Here is a 20,164-nt window from a genome sequence, read left to right on the forward strand (position 1 = left end):
CCATGTTGCAGCCCGTAATCATGGCCGGTGGTTCCGGCTCCCGTCTCTGGCCGCTGTCTCGCCAGCTCAACCCGAAGCAGTTCCTGGCACTGGCTGACCAGCAACTGACCATGCTGCAAGCCACCATCAAGCGGCTCGACGGCCTGGACTGTGCCCAACCGCTGCTCATCTGCAATGAACAGCACCGGTTCCTGGCAGCAGCGCAGCTGGACCAGCTGGGCATGGACGACACCCGCATCATCCTCGAACCCTGCGGCCGCAATACCGCGCCCGCCATTGCCCTAGCCGCCATCAAGCTCCACACCATCGGCCAGGACCCGCTGCTGCTAGTCCTCCCGGCCGACCACAAGATTGCCGATACCGCCGCCTTCCAGGCCAGCCTGCGGCAAGCCATCCCCCTGGCCGAGGCCGGCAAGCTGGTGACCTTCGGCATAGTACCCACCGCGGCGGAGACCGGTTATGGCTATATCCAGCAGGGCGAACCGGCGGGCGACGGCGCCTTCAGCGTCAGCCGCTTCGTCGAGAAGCCAGACGCGGCCGCTGCCGATGACTACCTGCGTTCGGGCCAGTATCTGTGGAACAGCGGCATGTTCCTGTTCCGCGCCTCCCGCTATCTGGAAGAGCTGGCCGACCACCGCCCGGACATCCTCACCGCCTGCCGGCAGGCTGCACTGGATAATACCTACGACCTGCTGTTCACCCGGGTGCATGCCGAAGCTTTCGCCGCCTGCCCGAGCGAATCCATCGACTACGCGGTAATGGAACACACCGCCGACGCGGTGGTGGTCAGCCTGGACGCTGGCTGGAGCGATATCGGCTCCTGGTCAGCGCTGTGGGACATCAGCGACAAAGACGCCCATGGCAACGCCACCCAGGGCGACACCCTGGCCCATGACTCGCGCAACACCCTGATCCGCGCCGAGCACCGGCTGGTTGCCACCCTGGGAGTCGATGACCTGATCATTGTCGAAACCAAGGACGCCGTGCTGGTCGCCCACAAGGACCGCGTCCAGGAGGTGAAAGCGCTGGTGGAGCAGCTCAAGTCCACCGGTCGGCAGGAGCACATCAGCCACCGCGAGGTCTACCGGCCCTGGGGCGTGTACGACTCGATCGACCACGGCTATCGCTATCAGGTCAAGCACATCACCGTGAAGCCGGGTGCCAAGCTATCCCTGCAGATGCACCACCACCGGGCCGAACACTGGATCGTGGTCTGCGGCACGGCCAAGGTGACCAACGGCGACAAGACCTACCTGGTGACCGAGAACCAGTCCTCCTATATCCCGGTAGGCCAGGTGCACACCCTGGAAAACCCCGGCGTCATCGACCTGCAATTGATCGAGGTGCAGTCGGGCTCCTACCTGGGCGAGGATGACATCGTGCGCTTCGAGGACCGTTACGGCCGGGTCGAGAAGGTGACCGGCGACACCAGGGCAGTGACGCCACTCAAATGAGCGACCGCGACCCCGTATCGGCCACGCCGCCACCACGCAGCCTCGGCAGTATTGCGGCCCGGGGCGCCGTCCTCACGCTGGGTGGCCAGGGCGTGAAGATCATGCTGCAGTTCTGCGGCATCGTGGTGCTCGCCCGACTGCTGTCACCCAACGACTATGGCCTCATGGCCATGGTCGTGGTGCTGACGGGTATCGGGGAGGTGCTGCGCGACCTCGGGCTGTCCTCCGCCGCTGTCCAGGCGCGGAGCCTGTCCGACCAGCAACGCAGCAACCTGTTCTGGATCAACTCGGCAATCGGCCTGGGCCTGGCGCTGCTGGTGTTCGCCATCGCTCCGGCCATTGCTGCCTTTTATGATGAACCCCGGCTGATTCCGATTAGCCGGGTGCTGGCGATCACCTTCGTGCTCAACGGCATCGCCACCCAGTATCGGGCACAGCTCAACCGCGGCCTGCAATTCGGGGCGCTGGCGATCGTCGATATCCTCGGCATGGCGGCCGGCCTGGCCGCTGGGCTGTATCTGGCAATCACCGGCTGGAACTACTGGGCACTGGTCGGGCAGCAACTGGCCATGTCCACCGCCACCCTACTGACCCTGCTGTGCGCCGCTCGCTGGCTGCCGGGCAGGCCCCGGCGCAATGCAGCCATGGGCGACCTGCTGCGCTATGGCAGCAACCTGATGGGCACCCAGCTGATTGGCTACGCCACCCGCAATCTCGACAGCCTGATCATCGGTTATCGGTTCGGCGCCGAGTCCCTGGGGTTGTACAGCAAGTCCTACCAGCTCTCCATGTTGCCGCTGAACCAGATCAACGCGCCCGCCACTACCATCGCCCTGCCGGTACTGTCACGGCTGCAGCAGGAGCCGGCGCGCTATGACCAGTTCCTGCTCCATGGCCAGACAGTGATGCTGCATCTGATCGTCGGTCTGCTGGCCAGCGCCGCGGCATTGGCCGAGCCGCTGATCCTGTTGGTGCTGGGGCCGCAATGGCAGGCCGCCGTGCCGGTGTTTCGCATTCTCGCGGTAGCGGGGATTTTCCAGGCGGCCAGCTATGCAAGCTACTGGGTCTTCCTCTCCAAGGGGCTGACGCCACTGCATCTGCGGTTCACCCTGATCTCGCGTCCGGTAATGATCGCCGCCATCTTTCTGGGCGCCTACTGGGGCATGCAGGGCGTGGCGCTGACCGTCGCGGCCGGCACCGGTGTGCTGTGGCTCTGGGGGCTGTACTTCCTGCGGCATTCCGGCGCGCCGGTCCCCGCCATGCTGCGTAACGGCCTGACCATCATCGGCGGCCACGCCCTCAGTGCCTGCCTGGCCTGGTACAGCGCCAGCCAGTGGGGCAGCTCACTGCTGATGCAGCTGCTGATCGGCGGCGCGGCCATGGCCAGCGCCCTGGTGCTGCTCGGACTGATCTGGCCGCCCTTCCGCCGCAGTCTGCTGCAGGTGCTCGGCTCCGGCGCCCTGCTGCGCGCACGCCGCAAACAATAGCCATGAACTTTTCAACCACTTGCTCGGAACAGTCATGAAAAAACACATCAGAGCCGCACTGGGGCATCCGCGCCTGCTGCATCTGTTCGATCGCCTGATGTTCACCATCGGCCCTGCGACCAGTCAACCTTCGACCTTCAGCCTGCTGATCGCGCCTCCCGGCGCGGGCAATATCGGCGACCAGGCGATGGTCGAGGCCTTTCTGGAAAACACCCCGGGCAACGTGCGGATCATCTGCCACGGCCAGCAGGATATCTGTATTCCCGATCAGCACGCCGAGCGCACCCGGGTCATCGTGCTGCCGGGGTTGATCTATGGGCACCTGCTGCCACACCTGCGCAGTATCGGGGTTTTTCGCCGACTGCTCGGTCGCGCGCAGATGGTCGCCATTACCGGGGCGGATATCATGGACGGCGCCTACAACTGGCAAGCTTCCACCAATCGGGCCAACATCGCCTGGCTCGCCGCCCAGGCCAACATCCCGGTACGCATTCTGGGCTTCAGCTGGAACGGCCGGGCACATCCCCAGGCCCTGGCCGCCCTGAAGCGGGCCACGGCCGCCGGCGTGCAATTGTGCCTGCGTGATCCGCTGTCCGCCGAGCGGGCCCGGGCCGACGGCCTGGCCAATGTGACCGAAGTGGCGGATATCGTCTTCGCCGCGCGCACTGTCAACTTCGCCACCGCTTCGCAATTGCTGTATTCCCTACCTTCCCAGTGCAACTACGCACTGGTCAATGCCAGTGGCCTGATTGGCCGCTCGTCGGTGCAGATCGAGGGCTACGTGCGCATCATCCGCGAGCTGCAACACCATGGCCTGCAGGTGATACTGCTGCCCCACGTCTCCCGCCCCGGCGGTGATGATCTGCCCGTCTGCCGGGAGATCTGCGAGGCATTGGGCGACTCGACGGTGCTGATGATCGAGCGCCTGCTGTCTCCGGCAGAAATCCGCGGCCTGACCGCTGGCGCCACCCTTACCGTCACGGGCCGCATGCACCTGGCAATCATGTCCCTGTACAGCGGCGTGCCCGCCATCACCCTCGCCACCCAGGGCAAGGTCGAGGGCATGATGCGGCTCTTTGGTGCGGAATTTCTGGCCATCGAACCACGGCCCGACTTCGCCGAACGCATCGTCGCTCTGATCCAGCAGGTGCTGGCCCGCCCGGACGACCTGCGCCAACACCTGCACAGCAAGCTGCCCGCCGTGCGCACCCTGGCCCGGCGCAATTTCGACGCGGCCCAGCCCGAGCCGGCCCGCCAGGAGGAGTTGTCCTGTGCCTACGATTGAACAGGTAGTCGCGCGGGATATCTGCGTCGGTTGCGGCGCCTGCCAGTTCGCCACCCGCGGCGACATCACCGTCCAGCGCAACGACCTGGGTTACTACCGTGCCGACCTGACCACTGCCAGCCCCCAGAGCATCGCCACCGGCAGCCGCGTCTGCCCCTTTGCCCAGGAGGCGCCGAACGAGGATGCCATTGCCGCCGAGGTGTTCCCCGCCGTGCTCCGGGAGGACCCGCGCACCGGCAAGTACCTCAGCATCGCCGCCGCCCGGGTCACCGCCGATGACTACCTGCTCGGCAGCAGCTCCGGCGGTCTCACCAGCTGGATTCTGATCCAGTTGCTGGAGACAGGGCATATCGACGGGGTCATCCACGTCGGCCAGGGTGGCGACGGGCTGTTTTCCTACCGCATCTCCCGTAGCCGCCAGGAATTGACTGCCCGCCGCAAGTCCATCTATTACTCGACCAGCTTCAATAGCGCGCTACACAGTGTCCACGGAGATGGCCAGCGCTACGCCCTGGTGGGCGTGCCCTGTTTCATCAAGAGCGCGCGCCTGCTGTGCCGGGAAGATCGGACCCTGGCCACCCAACTGATCTACTTTATCGGCCTGGTCTGCGGCCATCTGAAATCCGCCGCCTTCGCCGAGTTGCTGGCCTGGCAATGCGGCGTCGGCCCCAACGAACTGGCCGCGGTGGACTTTCGCGTCAAGCAACCCGGTGAGGATGCCGGGCGTTACCGCTTCGGTGCCCGCGCCAAAGCAGCGACCGTCGGCGGCGCCGACGACTGCGAATGGACCACCCGCCCCACCAGCCAACTGCTGGGGGGTAACTGGGGCCACGGCATGTTCCAGCTCAACGCCTGCAACTACTGCGACGACATTTTCGCTGAAACCGCCGATGTGGTGCTGGGCGACGCCTGGCTACCGGAATACCGGGCCGACTGGCGCGGCACCAATGTCCTGCTGTGCCGCAACGCCGTGATCCAGCGGCTGATCGACCGCGGCCAGGCCGAAGGCGAACTCTTCATTGCTCCCCTGTCCGCCGCCGAAGCCGCCCAATCCCAGGCCGGCAACTTCCGCCACCGTCGCGAAGGGCTGGCCCTGCGCCTGGCCGACGACCAGAACGCAGGCCTGTGGGCGCCAACCAAGCGGGTAATGCCCGACGCGAACATCGTTGGCAGCCGCCGTCGGGAACTCATCCGGCGGCGCCGCGAGCTGTCCCGCGCCAGCCACGAACTGTTCGCCACGGCAAAACGCCAGGGGTCCCTCGACCTATTCATCGAGCGCATCACCCCCCTGGTACAGCAATACGAGAAATACAACACCCCCTCGCTACCACGCCGGCTCCTCGGCCTGGCCAAACGCAGAATCAAGCTGATTTTGTCATGAAAACCAAAACGTCCCGGCGTTTGGCTCCCGCCCAAGAGCATTCGCAAACCTAATACCCAGATAAGGAAAACGTTTTGAAGAAGATTACAGATCCCCAGCTGAAGATCGGCTATGTGCCCGGGTACGCGGAGGCTAACGCCTATGTCCAGCGGACCCAGGAAGCACTGGCCGAACTGGGTCAGGTCTATCCGCTGTCGCCCTCGACCAAGTCCCTGTGGCGACTGCTGAAATACCGTCCCGGCTTCTTCGATGTGATCATCGTCAACTGGCTGGAATACAAGACCGCCAACCCGCGGACCGGGCGCCTGTCGATGGCTGGCATACTGGCGTATTTCGTGCAGATTATCTTCCTCCGCCTCATGTGCCGGCGGTTGGTCTACATCCGCCACAACACCTATCCCCACCATGCCAGTAGCCAATCCGCCACCGCCCTGACCAAGGTGATCGACCTGTCCGAACACCTGTACTCCGTGACCGCCACCCACAGTGGCCACTATGCGGAGAAACACTACATTCCGCACCCGCTCTACCTGGAACAATCCATGTGCGCCAAGGGGCCGCACTTCATCGTCTTCGGGCGGGTCATGCCGTACAAGAATATCGAGCAGTTGATCCACCAGTTTCCCCTGGATGAACAACTCGTTATCGCCGGCCCCTGTGATGACCAGCCCTATTTCCGCAAGCTCCAGACCGCTGCCGAAGGCAAACAGATCACCTTCATCTCGCGCTTTCTGTCCGAAACGGAAGCCCGCCAACTGGTCGGCTCCGCCCGCGGCCTGATCCTGTCCCACGCCGATAACGACATGATCGTCAGCGGCAGTTTCTTCTATGCCCTGAGCCTCGGCACCCCGGTCATTGCCGTGAAAACGCCCTTCTTCGACTGGGTACAGCGGGAGCTTGACCTGCAGGGCCTGACCCTGGTGGACGAGCTGGACAGCATCGGCGCGGCCATCAAGCAGCAGAACGACCTGCCCCCCGAGACCATTCTCAGCTCGGCGCGCAAATACTTTTCCATGGCCACCGTAACAGCCTGCTGGGACAACCTGTTCCGCCAGTTGCGCCTGCATGGCCCGGCGTGCCCGCCGGAACCCTTGTCCCGACCATGACGGTAACGTCAGTCCCGGAGCCCGCCTCCGCCTGACGGCTTCCATACCACCTTGCGCCTCGACTGCAGGATCTTTCCATGTTGAACAATCAAGACGGCATCATTCGCTCCAACGAACCCATACTCAACGTGATCCAGCGTTGGCTGGACCTGGGTGTCATCTGCGCCACGCTGCTGCTGGTGATGCTGGGGCGCGACATCCCCGCGTCACCGCAACACACGCTCAACCTGCTGATCGCCCTGTTCCTGTTCTACGTGCTCAGCGATGGCAGCAAACTGTACGGCTCCTGGCGGGGCGAGCCCACGTTCCGCGAGCACCGGCGGGTAGCGGGAAACTGGGCCGCCGCCTTCGTCGGCATGTTCATCGCCGACTACTTCCTGCTGCACAATGAGCTGCTGGCGGACCGGGACAAGCTGTGCTGGTTCGCCGGCGGCCTGGTTATCCTCAGCGGCTACCGCATCGGCCTGCGCCTGCTCATGCGCACCCTGCGGGCCAATGGCTACAACACCCGCACCGTCGCCATCGTCGGTGCCGGCTCACTGGGTCAACGGCTCGCCGCCAACATCGTCGACAACCCCTGGATGGGCCTGGACCTGCTGGGCTTCTACGACGACGCGACCAGCGACGCGGTCTATCTGCAAAAGATCCAGGGCTTCGTGCCGGTGCGCGGTGATCACCAGGCGCTGGTTGACAACGTCCGCGCCGGGTATATCGACAAGGTCTACATTACCCTGCCCATGGGCGCCGAAGAACGCATCAAATGGCTGCTCGACCAGCTCAGCGACAGCACCGCCTCGGTCTACCTGATCCCCAACGTCTTCATCGTCGACCTGCTGCATGCCCGCAGCGAGTCCATCAACGGCTTGCCCAGCATCAGCATCTTCGACTCTCCCATGGACGGCGCTAGCCGGCTGGTCAAACGTGTCGAGGACATAGTGCTGTCCTTGGCCATCCTCGCGATCATCGCCGTGCCCATGCTGATCATCGCCCTGGGCGTGCGCCTCACTTCCCCCGGCCCCGCGCTGTTCCGGCAGAAACGCTACGGCATGGACGGGCGCCCCATCGAGGTGTGGAAATTCCGCAGCATGACCGTCATGGAAAACGGCGACACCGTCACCCAGGCCAAGCGCAACGACAGCCGCATCACTCCGTTCGGCGCCTTCCTGCGCCGCACTTCCCTGGACGAGCTGCCGCAATTTCTCAATGTGCTGCGTGGCGATATGTCCATCGTTGGCCCTCGCCCCCACGCCATCGCCCACAACGAGGAATACCGCAAGCTCATCAGCGGCTACATGCTCCGCCACAAGGTCAAACCCGGCATCACCGGCTGGGCCCAGATCAACGGCTGGCGCGGCGAAACCGACACCCTCGACAAGATGCAGAAACGCATCGAATACGACCTCAACTACATCCGCCGCTGGTCCCTCTGGCTGGACCTGAAGATCGTCTTCCTCACCGTATTCAAAGGCTTCCTCAACAAGAACGCCTATTGAGTCTGATCCCAGGCGGGCTGTTCCTGCTACACTAGCACCCCTTTCCCACGCTAGCGCCAGGACAGCCCGCACCAATGCAGCAACCTCCCCCGTCGTCTTTCCCTTGCTCCCGGCCCGGCCCCTCCCGGCGCTTCTGCGTCGCGCCCATGATGGACTGGACTGACCGCCATTATCGCTACTTTGCGCGACTGATCAGCCGGCACGCCCTGTTGTATACCGAGATGGTGACCACCGGCGCGGTATTACAGGGCGATCGGGCGCGGTTTCTCGGCTACAGCCCGCAAGAGCAGCCGCTGGCGTTGCAACTGGGTGGCAGCAATGCGCAGGATCTGGCGCAATGCGCGCGGCTGGCCGAGCAAGCCGGTTACGCCGAGGTCAACCTGAACGTCGGCTGTCCCAGCGACCGCGTGCAGAACAACCTGATCGGCGCCTGCCTGATGGGCCATCCCGAGCTGGTGGTGGATGGCGTCAAGGCGATGCTGGATGCCTGCAGCATCCCGGTCACGGTCAAGCACCGCATCGGCATCAACGGCCGCGACAGCTATGAACAGCTGGTGGACTTTGTCGGCCAGCTCCAGGAGGCAGGTTGCGAGACCTTTATCGTGCATGCGCGCATCGCCATCCTCGAGGGACTGTCACCCAAGGAGAATCGCGAGGTGCCGCCGTTGCGTTATGAGGTGGTGCAGCAACTGAAAAGGGATTTCCCGCAGTTGGAGATCATCCTCAATGGCGGCCTTACCGATCTCGACATGATGCAACAGCAGATGGATGAACTCGATGGCGTCATGGTCGGGCGCGAGGCCTACCACAACCCCTACCTGATGGCCGAGGTGGACCGCCGCTTCTACGGCGACCCGGCGCCGGTGCGCAGCCGCATTGAGGTGCTCCATGCGCTACGCCCTTACATTGCTGCGCATCTGGCCCAGGGCGGCGCGATGCACCATGTGACCCGGCATATCCTCGGCCTGTTCCAGGGACTCCCCGGTGCCCGGCACTTCCGCCGGCAGCTGAGTACCGAGATCCACCGCACCGACCAGCCCCTGGCGCTGTATGACCGGTTGGTCAGCGAGATGACGGAGCGCACACAACCACAGGATTGCTCACTGTAACAAGCTTGAGGTAAGGTCGAAGTCCACTTTCTTCGCAACCACCTCGGGCCATCATGACAAGCAAACTGGATAGTCTCCGTCAGCACACATTGATCGTCGCCGACACCGGTGATATCGACGCGATCCGCACTCTGCAACCGGTGGATGCCACCACCAACCCCTCCCTCCTGCTCAAGGCCGCGCAGCAACCCGATTGCAGTCATCTGCTGGACCGGGCACTGCAGCAGGCTGCCGGCAGCCACGAGCTGATTACCGACGCCTGCGACCATTTTGCCGTGGCGGTAGGTAGCGAGATCATCAAGCTGGTCCCCGGTCGGGTGTCCACCGAGGTGGATGCGCGGTTGTCCTTCGATCGCGATGCCACCCTGGCCAAGGCCCGCAAGCTGATTGAACTCTATGAACAGGCCGGTGTGACCCGCGACCGCGTACTGATCAAGATTGCCGCCACCTGGGAAGGCATCCAGGCGGCCGCCGAACTCGAGCGTGAAGGCATCCAGTGCAACCTGACGCTGCTGTTCTCCTTTGCCCAGGCCCAGGCCTGCGCTGACGCCGGGGTGTTTCTCATCTCACCCTTCGTGGGACGGATCTATGACTGGTACAAGCAGCGTGATGGGCGGGAATATCAGGGCGCGGAAGACCCTGGGGTGCAGTCGGTGGCGCGCATCTACCGTTATTACAAGGAGCACATGTACGCCACCGTGGTCATGGGCGCGAGCTTCCGTAACATCGGCCAGATCGAGGCGCTCTGTGGTTGCGACCGGTTGACCATCAGCCCCGCCCTGCTCCAGCAACTGGCGACCGAGTCCGGCAGCCTGACACCGTCGGGCCTGCTGACCAGCGGCTCGGATGATCCACGGGAGATACTGACCGAGCCGACCTTCCGCTGGGCACACAACGAGGATGCCATGGCAACGGAAAAGCTCGCCGAGGGCATCCGCGCCTTTGCCGCAGATCAGCTCAAACTGGAGTCGTTGATGGGCGAGCGGGCCGCGTCAGTGGCCTGATTCGAGGGTACTGACCAGATCGGTAAAGGCCGCCCGGTTGTGCTCGTTGAGGTCCATCAGTATGCGATGGGCCTCCAGCACGCGGCTTCTGACCTGCTCCTCGGAAAGAATCTGACCAGGCAGATCCTGTAGTTCGGCATCAGTCGGGGTGGTTTCAGGAACGATATTGAATATCTGGTCGAAGCCCATGCTTTGCAGCAAGCGGTTCATATCCTCATGGGTAGACACCAGGGTCGGCAACAGGCCAACCCGGTCCCGGGAGAGGATCGACAACTTCGCCAACAACCCCAGTGAGGTGCTGTCGATGTTATCGGTTTCCGTCAGGTCGATGACGATGCAACCAAAACTCAGCGCGCTGAAGATCTTCTCGATATAGGCATCCAGCGCCGCGCAGAGCGTTAATCGCACATCACCGATGAATTTCAGGATGAAAGTATCTTCGGATTCAGCGAACTGAATCCTGCCCGTCGTCATCATTCCGATGTCCTGCTCAACAGCAATACTGAAATATCGTCCGGCATGACCCTGGTGTGGTCGAGGCCGAGCAACTGCATGAAACGCTGCATGTCCCCTCCGGCTTGGCCGACCAGCTCCGGCAACCGCTCTTCCTTCTCCTTGAGCGTAGTACCCTCGAGGCAATCGAGCACGCCGTCGGAGCACAGGGTCAGGGAAAAACGGGGCGGGAGCGGGATCTGGTGGTTCTCGAATTCGGCTTCGGCAAACAACCCCACCGGCCGGCCCTTGCCCTGCAGGTATTCGGCCTTGCCATCGATACAGATGACCGGCAGCGGCAGATGCCCGCCAATGCTATAGGTAAGGGTCTGATCGGCTTCGTCGATCACACCGCCGAGCATGGTTACATGCTTGCCCAGATTGCAACTGATCAGGCTGCGGTTGATGTGCCCGAGCACATCGGAGGGCTGGAAACGGATCGGCCCCTGCTCCTGCAACTTGCGTTGCTCGTACAGCAGGCGGGTGGTCATGAACTTAAGCAGCACGGTGACAAAGGCCGAGGACGCGCCGTGGCCGGATACGTCCGCCAGATAGAACGCCAACTGGGTTTCCGAGACGCGGAAGTAATCGACGAAGTCACCGGACAGGTACAGCGAAGGGATGATGCGGTGTTCGAACAGGTATTGGTCGCTCTGCCAGGGTGAGGCGGGGAGCATGTTGAGCTGCACCTGCCGCCCGGCTGCCTGGTCATCGCGCAACTCGCGCAGGTGATTTTCCAGTTCGCGGTTGGCCAGCTCGAGGCGCTCACGGATGCGCTGGTTCTCGCTGCGCAGGCGCGCCCGGTCGAGCGATCGTCGGACCGCATGCTCCAGCACTTCCAGGTCCGCCTGGGGTTTGATCAGGTAATCGCTGGCGCCAAGGCGCAGGGCTTCGACGACGTCGCACATCACCCCATCATCGGAGATGACCACGACCGGTGTATCCGGCCGGGCATCGGCAATCTGCGCCAGCAGCTCGAAACCGCTCATGTCGGACATGTAGAGATCGCAGAGCACCAGCTCTGGACGCCGGGCAGAAACCAGCGCCAGACCGTCCTGGGCGCGACTGGCCTGCAGTACCTCGAAGCCACACTGTTCAAGATGAATCGAGATGCTTTGACGAACCTGGTCGTCATCATCAATAACCAGCAAAGTGGTGCCAGGAAGCTGCATAGATTCCCTACGTCATTGCCGCGAAGCCAGGCAGAGCCACGCGGCCACAGGGTGTATTCATAGTCAGACTCACGTCTGAAGCCCAGGGATGTCTCCCGAAGGGGCAGACATTACTCCCATCCGCTCCGGCAGGCAACCGTCGTCCGGACGAGGCTCGGTCAGAAGTCATCCTCCACCTGCCCGTCCATGACCTTGTACTCGCGATTCTGTAACCAGACATTGCGCAGGAAGCGATATTTGTCGCCGCGGATCAGGCGTTCCTGGGACAACAGCCCGGCGCGGGTATCGACCACATCCACCCCGCGCGCAGTGTTGCGGCTGGGGACATGGTCCATCTGGCTGCCGTAGGTGTAACCGGCAAATCCTTCAGCAGCAAACGCGCTGCCATCACGTACCGTGCTGGGGCCGAAGAACGGTAGCATCACGTAGGGTCCACTCTCGACGCCCCAGGCGCCCAGGGTCTGGCCGAAATCCTCGTCGTTACGTTGCAGGCCCATGCGGGTCGCCACGTCGAACAGGCCCACCACCCCGACGGTGGTGTTCATCAGGAACCGGGACAGGTCGACACTGGCGTCATGGAACTTGCCCTGCAGCAGGTTGTTGACCAGGTTCTTCGGCTCGCCCAGGTTGTTGAAGACGTTGGTCACGCCGTCGTCCAACGGACCCGGCACGACCCGGTCATAGCCCTTGGCGATGGGCTTCAAGGCATAGGTGTCGAGGGTATCATTGAACCGGAAGACTACCCGGTTGACCGGCTCCCAGGGATCGGGATTGTGGTATTCGACCGCGTAGTCGTCGTCTTCAACGGCCGAGGCCGGGCCAACCAGTGCCAGGGAGAGCGCTCCGGCCAGCAAACCATATGTAGTGACGTTCATCAGGTTCATCGTTGCTACAGTCTCCATTGGGGAGGTCAGACGGCCGAAGCAGCATGCCGCGTTCACGATCATCATTGTAATGCAAACTCCCGGTCCGCCCACCGGCTTTTATGTTGTATCAATCGCCGTGCAGACGTCCACGGTGCGCAGCGCTATAGTGTGACCAGATTCTTAGTTAAGGAGAAACCCATGGCGGACGAACATCTGCAAGCCCAGCTTGAATCCCTGCAACAGACGTTGAACGATCCGGCCATCGTGCTGAGCGAAGAGGAACGCAGCTCCCTGGAGACGCTGGCGATCAATCTCGAAGCCCGGCTGCTGGTCAGCGAAGGCAGCGAGGAAGCCGTGGCCGACCCCAGCCTGGTTGACAGCGTAAACCTGCTCGTCGAGGAATTCTCGGAACGTCACCCCACCCTGTCCGCTACTCTGCAGAACGTGGTCCAGAGCCTGTCGAATATGGGCATCTGAAGCAAGATGGCCCCGCATTCCGCGGGGCCATCCTGTCTATTATTGGCGCGCCAGCCGCGTGTTGTCCGGCGTGCCGGGGTGTGTGGAGCGCCAGGGATTGATATCGAGCCCGCCGCGGCGCAGGTAGCGCGCATAGACGGTCAATTCGCACCCCTCCCCCAGCACCCGCTGCAGATCGAGGAAAATCCGCTCGACACACTGCTCGTGAAAATCTCCGTGCTGACGGAATGAGACCAGATAGCGGAGCAGCGCCGCCTTGTCGAGAGCCGGGCCGGCGTAACTGATGGCGACACTGCCCCAGTCGGGCTGGCCGGTCACCGGGCAGTTGGACTTGAGCAGGTGGCTATGCAGGGTTTCCCGCGCCCAACCATCGCCCGGCACCCGCTGCAACAGCTCCGGCGAATACTCGTATACATCGATGGTAACGTCCAGATCGTCCAGGCATTCGCCGGGCAGCCGCCCGACCCCCACCTGCTGCAAGCGGGGCATCGTCAGCAGCCGCACCATGACCGGTGCCTGGGCGGTCACGCTCAGATCGGATTCCAGCGTACGCAACACATCGGCACGGTCCCTGAACACCGTCTGGTTGAAGGAGTTCAGATACAGCTTGAAGGACTTGGACTCGACGATACGCGCATTGGCCGTGACCGGAAAAACGAATTCCACCGCCGCCACTTCCGGCTTGCCGGAGGGCGTCAGCCAGGAGACCTCATAACTGTTCCAGACATCCACCCCATGGAACGGCAGCCGCTGCGGATCGATACCCAGCTCCTGCCAGATCGGTTGACGGGGGATCGGGTACAGCAATGACGGGGTATAGATACCGTTATAGCTGCTGGACTTGCCCAGCGGCGACTGTTCTGCCGGATGCATCTGCGGGTCTCCTTCAATTAACCCGCAAGCATACCTGTGCCGGACGGCTCAGCCAATAACCAATGCCTACTGCCGCAGGCCGGTGCCGCGTACCAGCAAGCGATAGCTGAACACATAGAGCGCCACCGCAAAGCCAGCCATCAGCAACAGCGCCAGGCCGATGTTGATATCGGATACCCCCAGAATGCCGAAGCGGAAGGCGTTGACCATATGCAGGATGGGGTTGATCAGCGACACCATCTGCCAGAAGTCCGGCAACAGGCTGATCGAGTAGAAGACGCCGCCAAGGTAGGTCAGGGGTGTCAGCACGAAGGTCGGCACGATGGAAATATCATCGAAACTGCGAGCATACACCGCGTTGATGAAGCCACCCAGGGCAAATACCAGCGAGGTCAGGAAGACCACACCAACCGTCAGCCCGATATGCTGTACCTGCAGCCGGGTGAAGAACAGCGACATCAGGGTCACGATCAACCCGACCGCCAGCCCCCGCGCCACGCCGCCCAGGGAGTACCCCAGCAGAATCACGTGGGGCGACACCGGCGCCACCATCAGCTCTTCGATGGAACGCTGGAACTTGGTGCTGAAAAAGCTCGATACCACGTTGGAGTAACTGTTGGTGATCACCGACATCATGATCAGGCCCGGCACGATGTAATCGATGTACGCAAAACCATCCATCTCGCCGATGCGCCCGCCGATCAGGTTGCCGAAGATGACGAAGTACAACGCCATGGTGATGCCCGGCGGCAGCAGCGTTTGCGGCCAGATGCGGGTAAAGCGCCGTACTTCCTTGGTAAGGATGGTGGTAAAGGCAATCCAGCTGCTGCGCCGATGACTCATGTTCATGCTGCTCCCTTGTCCGAATTGCCATCAACCAGGTGGAGGAACAGCTCCTCCAGGCGATTGCTCTTGTTGCGCAGGCTGAGCACCTCTATGCCCTGCGCCGCCAGCGCCGCAAACAGACCATTCATGCCCTGCCCCTTGTCGACCTGAACCTCCAGCGTGTGGTCATCGGCCAGCGTGCAGGGGAAGCCCGGCAGGCTGGGCGCCTGCGCCATGGCGTCGCGACAGTCGAGCAGGAAAGTCTCGACATGCAATTGCTTGAGCAACTGGCGCATGCTGGTGTTATGGATGATCCGGCCGCCGTCGATGATGGCGATATTCCGGCACAGCTGTTCGGCCTCTTCCAGATAGTGCGTGGTGAGGATGATGGTCACCCCCTGGGCATTGATCTCTTCGAGAAACTGCCACATCGAACGGCGAATCTCGATATCCACGCCCGCGGTCGGTTCGTCGAGAATCAGCAGCCGCGGCTCATGGATCAACGCGCGGGCGATCATCAGGCGGCGTTTCATGCCGCCGGAGAGCATGCGCGAGGGCACATCGCGCTTGTCCCAGAGACTCAGGCGGCGCAGGAAGTGCTCGGCTCGCTCGCGGGCTTCGCCCGCCGGGATGCCGTAATAGCCGGCCTGGTTGACGAGAATGTCCTGCGCCTTCTCGAATTGGCTGAAATTGAATTCCTGGGGCACCACACCGATGCAACGCTTGGCGGCCATCAAGTCCGTGTCCAGATCATGGCCGAAGATGCTGACCTTACCCGCCGTCTTGCTCACCAGCGACGACAATATGCCAATGGTGGTGGATTTACCGGCGCCGTTGGGGCCGAGCAGGGCGAAGAAGTCGCCCTGCGCCACGTCCAGGTCCAATCCCTTCAACGCGCGCATCCCATTGGGGTAGGTTTTCTCGAGCCCGCGGATTGTGATTGCTGCCGTCATGCATGCCCCTTCAATTCATGGATCAGCCGATCGATATGGGGACGAAATCCACGAATTCAAGCCCGACGAGCCCGGAGCAGGAATTACAAAAGTTCTACAAATGTGACCATGTGGTCGATTGTGGTCGCAGGGGGCGGGCCGTATTCTTCGGACCAGAAAAATAACCACACGATACGGAGATTTACATGCCCCAATTGCCAGAAGCATCGGCAACGGCCAAGGACGACTTTGCCAGTCGCATTACTCCTGCCTACCGTCGTTACGCCCTGTTCATCCTGGTGCTGGCCTACACTTCGAGTCACGTTGACCGCAACATCGTCGGCATCCTGATCGAGCCACTGAAAGCCGACCTCTTGCTGTCTGACACCCAGTTGGGCTTTCTGTCCGGCATCGCCTTCGCGCTGTTCTACGCTACCCTCGGCATTCCGATCGCCGTCTGGGCGGACCGTTCCAATCGCCGCAACATCATCGCCTGGGCCATTGCCATCTGGAGCCTGATGACCGCGGTCTGTGGTCTGGCGCAGAATTTCTGGCAACTGGCTGCCGCCCGCATCGGGGTTGGCATCGGCGAAGCCGGCTCCAGTCCGCCATCACATTCGATGCTGTCTGACCTCTACCCCAAGGAACAGCGCTCCAGTGCCATGGCCCTGTACTCGCTGGGTGTGTATTTCGGCATCATGATCGGCTTCATCGTCGGCGGCTTCGTCGCCGATGCCTGGGGCTGGCGTGCAGCCTTCTTCGTGGTCGGCTTCCCGGGACTGTTGATTGCTCTGCTGGTGCGCTTCACCATGATCGAGCCGCCGCGCGGCTTCGCCGACGGCGTGCCACCGCCACCGCGCGGCAAGGTCAGCGTCAAAGCCGGCATGGCCGTGCTGTGGCGGGTGCGCACTACCCGTCACGTGGTGACCGGCGTTACCCTGACGGCACTGGTCGGCTATGGCACCATCGTCTGGAACCCGGCCTTCCTCATACGCAGTCACGGCATGAGCGCAGGCGAAGTCGGTATGCTGCTCGGCCCGCTGATGGGTATCGTCGGCGGCCTGGGCGTCTGGATCGGCGGACTGCTGGCCGACAAGCTGACAGCACGCGATCAGAGCTGGAACGCATGGATTGTTGGTCTGGCCAAGCTCATGGCGATCCCGTTCATCATCGCCTTCTACACCATCGAAAATACCACGCTGGCACTGATGGCCTATATGCCAGCGGTGTTCCTTGGCGCCTTCTACCTCGGGCCGAGCTTCGCCATGATCCAGAGCCTGACACCGCTGCGCAGCCGCGCGCTGGCCTCGGCCGTCATGCTGCTGATCCTCAACCTGTTCGGCCTGGGTTTCGGCCCGCAGCTGGTTGGTCTGGCCAGTGACCTGATGAACAGTAGCTATGGTGCAGACAGCCTGCGCTACGCGCTGATTGCCGCGGCGCTCGTCAATATCTGGGCCTGCTTCCATTACTACCTTGCGGGCAAGACCATCAAGTACGATACCGCGCACATCGAGCCTTAAGCGCAGCCACCGGGTAGCAGCTTTCGCTGCTGCCCGGCTTTTCCTCCCTCCCTTGCTTCCTTCCTGGTGATATTCCGTTACACCGGCGGTCACAGCATGACGGCAAACCGACTATGCTGAAGACTGGATTTCAACCCTGAAGGAGTGATTCATGCTGACCCTGCTCTGGCTGCTGGGCCTGATCTTTCTTGTCACCGTGCTCGCCTGGGTACGCGTTGGCCTGCTGAACGCCTGTCTCGCCGTTGGCGCTTACCTGCTGGCAATGACCCTGCTGGGTCCGGTCCACTGGTTGTTGGATCTCATCCTGTGGGCACTGTTCTTTGGTGTGGCCATACCCCTGAACATGACGGACTGGCGCCGCCGGAGCATCACCACACCGCTGTTCCACTGGTTCCGCAAGGTATTGCCGCCGATCTCCGCGACCGAGCAGGAAGCCCTGGATGCCGGCACCGTCTGGTGGGATGGCGAGATCTTCAGCGGTCGCCCCGACTGGAACAAGCTGCACAGCTATCCCCAGCCCCGATTGACCGCAGAGGAGCAGGCCTTTCTCGATGGCCCGGTGGAGGAGTTGTGCAGGATGACCAACGAGTGGGAGGTGACCACTGAGTTGCAGGATCTGCCAGAAGCGGTCTGGGACTTCATCAAGAGTAACGGCTTTTTTGGCCTGATCATTCCCAAGGAATACGGCGGCAAGGGCTTTTCAGCCTACGCCCATTCCCAGGTCGCCATGAAACTGGCCAGCCGCAGCGGTGACCTCGGCTCCACCGTCATGGTGCCCAATTCCCTGGGACCTGCCGAACTGCTCATGCAATACGGCACCGATGAGCAGAAACAGCATTATCTGCCGCGCCTGGCCGCCGGCCAGGAAATTCCCTGCTTCGCTCTCACCTCCCCTGAGGCCGGATCCGATGCCGGTGGCATGCCGGACCGGGGCATCGTCTGTCGGCAGCAATGGAACGGCGAAGAGGTACTGGGACTGAGCGTCACCTGGGAAAAACGCTACATCACCCTCGGCCCGATCGCCACGCTGCTGGGCCTGGCCTTCAAGGTATACGACCCTGATGGCCTGCTGGGCGACCAGGAAGACCTGGGCATTACCCTCGCCCTGATCCCTACCGACACCCAGGGCGTGGAAATCGGCCGCCGGCACTTTCCGCTCAATGCGGCGTTCATGAACGGTCCCAATTCCGGCACCAATGTGTTCATCCCGATGGACTACCTGATTGGCGGTCAGCAGATGATCGGCCATGGCTGGAAGATGCTGATGAACTGCCTGGCGGTCGGCCGCTCCATTTCCCTGCCGGCGGGGGCCACCGGCGCCGCCAAGATGACCAGCATGACCACCGGCGCCTATGCCCGGATTCGCCGCCAGTTCGACCTGCCCATCGGCGAGTTCGAAGGAGTGCAGGAAGCCCTCGCCCGGATCGGCGGTAATACCTATGTGATGGATGCCGCACGGACCATGACTGCCGGGGCGGTGGATCTCGGCGAGAAGCCGGCAGTGCTATCCGGCGTGGTCAAGTACCACCTGACCGAGCGTATGCGCCAGTGCATGAACGACGCCATGGACGTGCACGGCGGCAAGGGTATCTGCATGGGGCCGAAGAATTACCTCGGTCGCGGCTATCAGTCGGTGCCGATCTCCATCACCGTGGAAGGCGCCAACATCCTCACCCGCAGCATGATGATCTTCGGCCAGGGCGCCATCCGCTGCCACCCCTATGTACTGCAGGAGATGGAAGCCACCCGGGACCCGGACCAGGAGTGCGCCATCGCACGGTTCGATGCCCTGCTGTTCCAGCACATCGGCCACGCCCTGAGCAACGCCGCCGGCAGCCTGCTGCTGGGCCTGACCGCCGGCGCTCTGGTCAAGACGCCGGGCAATGACCACACCCGCCCCTACTACCGGCAGCTGTCCCGGCTCAGTGCGGCCTTCGCCACGCTGACGGACACCAGCATGCTGATGCTGGGCGGTGAGCTGAAACGCCGCGAGCGGCTGTCGGCCCGGCTAGGGGATGTGATGAGTTACATCTATCTCGCCAGCGCCACGCTCAAGCATTACCACGATCACGGTAGCCCCGAGGAGGACCTGCCGCTGCTGCGCTGGGGTATCGAGGATCTGCTGGCGAAGACGGAGCAGGCCATGCACGAGATCCTGCTCAACTTCCCGGATCGCTGCATGGGCATTGCCCTGCGGGTTCTGATCTTCCCGCTGGGTCGCCGCCTCAAGCCACCGTCCGACCGGACCGGCGGAGAAGTGGCGCGTAGCCTGATGACACCCAGCGCCTCACGTGACCGCCTGTTGGCCGGTTGCTACCGCAGCAGCGACCCGGATGATGTGACCGGCTTGTTGAACGACACCCTGGAGAAAGTCATTCTCGCCGACCCGATCGAACGGCGGCTGAGCAAGGCGCAGCGCTCCGGCGAGCTGGAAGCTGGCAGTGACATCGACGAGCTCGCGGTGGCAGCGGAAAGCGGGGTCATCAGCCCCGACGAAGCGCTGAAACTGCGCGAAGCCCGCCTCGCCCGCCGCGCGGTGATCGAAGTGGATGATTTTGCGCCGGAGGATATGCGGCCGGGCTGAAGCGTTCCCCTGGGTGGGACGAGCACCAGCTCGTCCAAGATGTCCCATACCACACCGTGGTCGAGCTGGTGCTCGACCATCCCAGGGTTAATGCAGCCCTCCTC

Annotated in this window: 17 protein-coding genes; 11 read left to right on the forward strand and 6 right to left on the reverse strand. The window is 62.7% G+C overall.

All coding sequences use genetic code 11. The annotated features are described in order from the left end of the window. Positions 1 to 2: 2 nt before the first annotated feature. From VG99_RS01935 to tal, 8 genes are all read left to right on the forward strand, one after another. Positions 3 to 1,454, forward strand: a complete 1,452-nt coding sequence (locus tag VG99_RS01935; RefSeq protein ID WP_044498069.1) for a mannose-1-phosphate guanylyltransferase/mannose-6-phosphate isomerase — start codon at positions 3 to 5, stop codon at positions 1,452 to 1,454. Then, a complete protein-coding gene (locus VG99_RS01940; RefSeq protein ID WP_044498070.1) occupies positions 1,451 to 2,941 on the forward strand; it encodes a lipopolysaccharide biosynthesis protein in 1,491 nt (496 codons plus the stop codon). The genes VG99_RS01935 and VG99_RS01940 overlap by 4 nt, the downstream gene beginning before the upstream one ends. 34 nt (positions 2,942 to 2,975) lie before the next feature. Next, positions 2,976 to 4,226, forward strand: coding sequence for a polysaccharide pyruvyl transferase family protein (locus VG99_RS15440; protein ID WP_052508664.1), 1,251 nt, complete (start codon positions 2,976 to 2,978; stop codon positions 4,224 to 4,226). Beyond that, the gene (locus tag VG99_RS01950; protein ID WP_052508665.1) at positions 4,213 to 5,607 is read left to right on the forward strand and encodes a Coenzyme F420 hydrogenase/dehydrogenase, beta subunit C-terminal domain; all 1,395 of its coding nucleotides are present in this window, start codon (positions 4,213 to 4,215) and stop codon (positions 5,605 to 5,607) included. Before VG99_RS15440 ends, VG99_RS01950 begins: the two co-directional genes overlap by 14 nt. Positions 5,608 to 5,681: 74 nt before the next feature. Next, entirely contained in the window at positions 5,682 to 6,713 is a 1,032-nt protein-coding gene (locus VG99_RS01955) for a glycosyltransferase family protein (protein WP_044498071.1), read from the forward strand. Between the two features lie 77 nt (positions 6,714 to 6,790). Then, positions 6,791 to 8,206 (forward strand): undecaprenyl-phosphate glucose phosphotransferase, encoded by a 1,416-nt coding sequence (locus VG99_RS01960; protein WP_044498072.1) that lies wholly within the window; start codon positions 6,791 to 6,793, stop codon positions 8,204 to 8,206. 74 nt (positions 8,207 to 8,280) lie between these two features. Further along, a complete protein-coding gene (gene dusA, locus VG99_RS01965) occupies positions 8,281 to 9,315 on the forward strand; it encodes a tRNA dihydrouridine(20/20a) synthase DusA (protein WP_044498074.1) in 1,035 nt (344 codons plus the stop codon). Positions 9,316 to 9,368: 53 nt separating this feature from the next. Next, positions 9,369 to 10,319, forward strand: coding sequence for a transaldolase (gene tal, locus VG99_RS01970; protein ID WP_044498076.1), 951 nt, complete (start codon positions 9,369 to 9,371; stop codon positions 10,317 to 10,319). Here the strand turns inward: tal and rssC are convergent. From rssC to VG99_RS01985, 3 genes are all read right to left on the reverse strand, one after another. Beyond that, on the reverse strand, positions 10,308 to 10,793 hold the full coding sequence (rssC, locus tag VG99_RS01975; RefSeq protein WP_044501371.1) for an anti-sigma factor antagonist RssC: 486 nt from the start codon (positions 10,791 to 10,793) through the stop codon (positions 10,308 to 10,310). The two genes, tal and rssC, sit on opposite strands and share 12 nt — an antisense overlap. Continuing rightward, positions 10,793 to 11,983, reverse strand: a complete 1,191-nt coding sequence (locus VG99_RS01980; protein ID WP_044498077.1) for a SpoIIE family protein phosphatase — start codon at positions 11,981 to 11,983, stop codon at positions 10,793 to 10,795. Before VG99_RS01980 ends, rssC begins: the two co-directional genes overlap by 1 nt. A gap of 158 nt (positions 11,984 to 12,141) precedes the next feature. Continuing rightward, on the reverse strand, positions 12,142 to 12,858 hold the full coding sequence (locus VG99_RS01985; protein ID WP_082050066.1) for an MlaA family lipoprotein: 717 nt from the start codon (positions 12,856 to 12,858) through the stop codon (positions 12,142 to 12,144). A 189-nt stretch (positions 12,859 to 13,047) separates the two neighbouring features. On the opposite strand from VG99_RS01985, the gene VG99_RS01990 reads away from it, so the two are divergent. Continuing rightward, entirely contained in the window at positions 13,048 to 13,326 is a 279-nt protein-coding gene (locus VG99_RS01990) for a DUF4404 family protein (RefSeq protein WP_044498078.1), read from the forward strand. 39 nt (positions 13,327 to 13,365) lie between these two features. Here VG99_RS01990 and queF read toward each other — a convergent pair whose 3' ends face one another. The 3 genes from queF to VG99_RS02005 all read right to left on the reverse strand — a co-directional run bounded on the left by queF (position 13,366) and on the right by VG99_RS02005 (position 15,977). Then, positions 13,366 to 14,199 (reverse strand): NADPH-dependent 7-cyano-7-deazaguanine reductase QueF, encoded by an 834-nt coding sequence (gene queF / locus VG99_RS01995; protein ID WP_044498079.1) that lies wholly within the window; start codon positions 14,197 to 14,199, stop codon positions 13,366 to 13,368. Between the two features lie 66 nt (positions 14,200 to 14,265). Further along, entirely contained in the window at positions 14,266 to 15,042 is a 777-nt protein-coding gene (locus tag VG99_RS02000; RefSeq protein WP_044501373.1) for an ABC transporter permease, read from the reverse strand. A gap of 2 nt (positions 15,043 to 15,044) precedes the next feature. Next, the gene (locus VG99_RS02005; RefSeq protein WP_044498080.1) at positions 15,045 to 15,977 is read right to left on the reverse strand and encodes an ABC transporter ATP-binding protein; all 933 of its coding nucleotides are present in this window, start codon (positions 15,975 to 15,977) and stop codon (positions 15,045 to 15,047) included. 185 nt (positions 15,978 to 16,162) lie between these two features. Here VG99_RS02005 and VG99_RS02010 point away from each other — a divergent pair, with 185 nt between their 5' ends. Further along, a complete protein-coding gene (locus VG99_RS02010) occupies positions 16,163 to 17,476 on the forward strand; it encodes a spinster family MFS transporter (protein WP_044498082.1) in 1,314 nt (437 codons plus the stop codon). Positions 17,477 to 17,630: 154 nt separating this feature from the next. Further along, positions 17,631 to 20,060, forward strand: coding sequence for an acyl-CoA dehydrogenase (locus tag VG99_RS02015; RefSeq protein WP_044501374.1), 2,430 nt, complete (start codon positions 17,631 to 17,633; stop codon positions 20,058 to 20,060). Positions 20,061 to 20,164: the final 104 nt, after the last annotated feature.

Origin of the sequence: Pseudomonas saudimassiliensis (assembly GCF_000939975.1) — a bacterium.
Taxonomy (GTDB): domain Bacteria; phylum Pseudomonadota; class Gammaproteobacteria; order Pseudomonadales; family Pseudomonadaceae; genus Halopseudomonas; species Halopseudomonas saudimassiliensis.